The following is a 1,777-nucleotide window of genomic DNA, read 5'->3' on the forward strand; positions in this document are numbered from 1 at the left end:
ATTTAGCACCTTAAAGGTGCGGGTCTCGGCGAGTAAAATTTATAAATTTAATCCCAAATTTACTGCTCACCAAAATCCTTGCCAAAATCATCTATCTGATTTAAATCCATCGGCTTTAGCTGATTTTTATTTCCCCTTAATATATCCTCGACCTGCTCTTTTTGAGATCTTTTTGAGCCCGTGGTTTTGACGTTTTTTAGCGCTTCAAGTAGCTCTTCGATATTTGGTTCGCGAACGGTTTTTAGCGAGATGATGAGCACTTCGTCGATATCGACAGAGTGCTTTTTGGCGGTGTATTTTGCTAGCGTGTCTTTAAATTTTTCCTTGCCGAGCGAGGTTAGCAGATCCTCGACGTAAAAGCTGCCGATAACGACGTTTAGCGCGTCAAGCACGTAGGCTTCGTTATCCACGACGTCGCGCCCCTCAAGACGCAGGCTTACGCTTACTTTTTTGATCGAACTTTTGGCGTCTCTGGAGTATAGATCGGTTTCAAAGTTATCGATATTTAGCGTCTCGGCAAAGGCCATAACCGCGACAAAAGCCAGCGCAAAAATCTTTTTCATACGTCTTCCTTAATATTTTCAAATTTGTTTTCAAGATAGAATTTCTCGACCTCTTCGTCTATTTTAACGACGCTTTGCAAATACTCTCTAAACGGCCGACTTTTGCCGTAAAATATCCGCAGCTTTTTGGGATCGATCGCCCGCGAGAGCGCGACGTAGAGCTGTCCGTTGGCAAAGATATGATTTAGGTCGCACACTAAATTTTCGATACTCATGCCTTGGGATTTGTGGATCGTGATCGCGTAGGCTAGCTTTAGCGGAAACTGAGTCAAAGACGCCCTCGCGCGCTCCTCGAGGTGCTCGCCCGCCATCACAAACTCGCTCATGTCAAATCTCGTGCGCTCCACCTCGACGATCTCGCCGTTAGCTTTTTGCACGATGACGCTTTTTATCTCGCCGTTTTCTTTTAAAATTTGCATTATCTGCCCGCGCTCGCCGTTATAATACTCACCCCATTTATTTACGGTAAATATAACTTTCGCGCCGATTTTTATATTTAAAATTTCAGGCGCATAGAGATTTGCGATCCAGCGATCCAGCGCGTTTTCGTTTAAATTTTCATCGTAAATTTCCACTAGCGCCTCGGCTCTTTCAAGCGGCGCTGGTAGCTTAGAGAGCATCTTGTTGTTTAGCTCGTCTGCTTCGTAGTTACGCCCAAAAAGTACGCTTGTATCGTCATCTACCTGCACGCTTGGCACGAGTAAATTTTCGATATAGCTAAACACCTCTTCGCTCAGTCGCCCAACGCGAAGCATGGATAAGATATCGTAAAATTTCTTGTCTTTTGTTCGCTTTGAGACGACCAGCTCGATATTTTTAAACTCAAATTCATGCCACGAGCTTGAGTTAAAAGCATAAAGAAATTTAAAGAGCGAGCTACCGTCTTCGCCGTTTTTTCGCACGGGCGGCAACTGATAAAAATCTCCCACGAGCATCACTCGCCCGACAAATCTCGAGCTCATCAAACGGTAATAAATCATATCCATGAGCCCCGCGCTGATCATCGAAATTTCGTCTATCACGATGAGATCGCAGACGTCTAGCATCTTTTTTAGTTCGCCAAGCTTTCCGCGCTGTTTGCGGTCGTAGCCTCGTAGCTCATCAAGGTTTGAGCAAATGCCGAATTTAAAAAAACTATGCACGCTCACTCCACCGACGTTTACCGCTGCGATGCCGGTGCTGCCCAGCACCACGACATTTTTTAGCTCGCTTTT

2 protein-coding genes are annotated in these 1,777 nt (G+C 45.2%); both read right to left on the reverse strand.

Annotation, left to right across the window (positions count from 1 at the left end; genetic code table 11):
• Nucleotides 1–59 precede the first annotated feature (59 nt).
• Entirely contained in the window at nucleotides 60–563 is a 504-nt protein-coding gene (locus H740_RS07450; protein ID WP_002952910.1) for a hypothetical protein, read from the reverse strand.
• Nucleotides 560–1,777: ATP-dependent DNA helicase (locus H740_RS07455; protein WP_002952912.1), on the reverse strand; the 1,218-nt coding region annotated here is incomplete at its 5' end. The genes H740_RS07450 and H740_RS07455, both read right to left, overlap by 4 nt.

The sequence above is a fragment of the Campylobacter showae CC57C genome, assembly GCF_000344295.2.
In the GTDB taxonomy this organism is placed as follows: Bacteria; Campylobacterota; Campylobacteria; order Campylobacterales; family Campylobacteraceae; genus Campylobacter_A; species Campylobacter_A showae_B.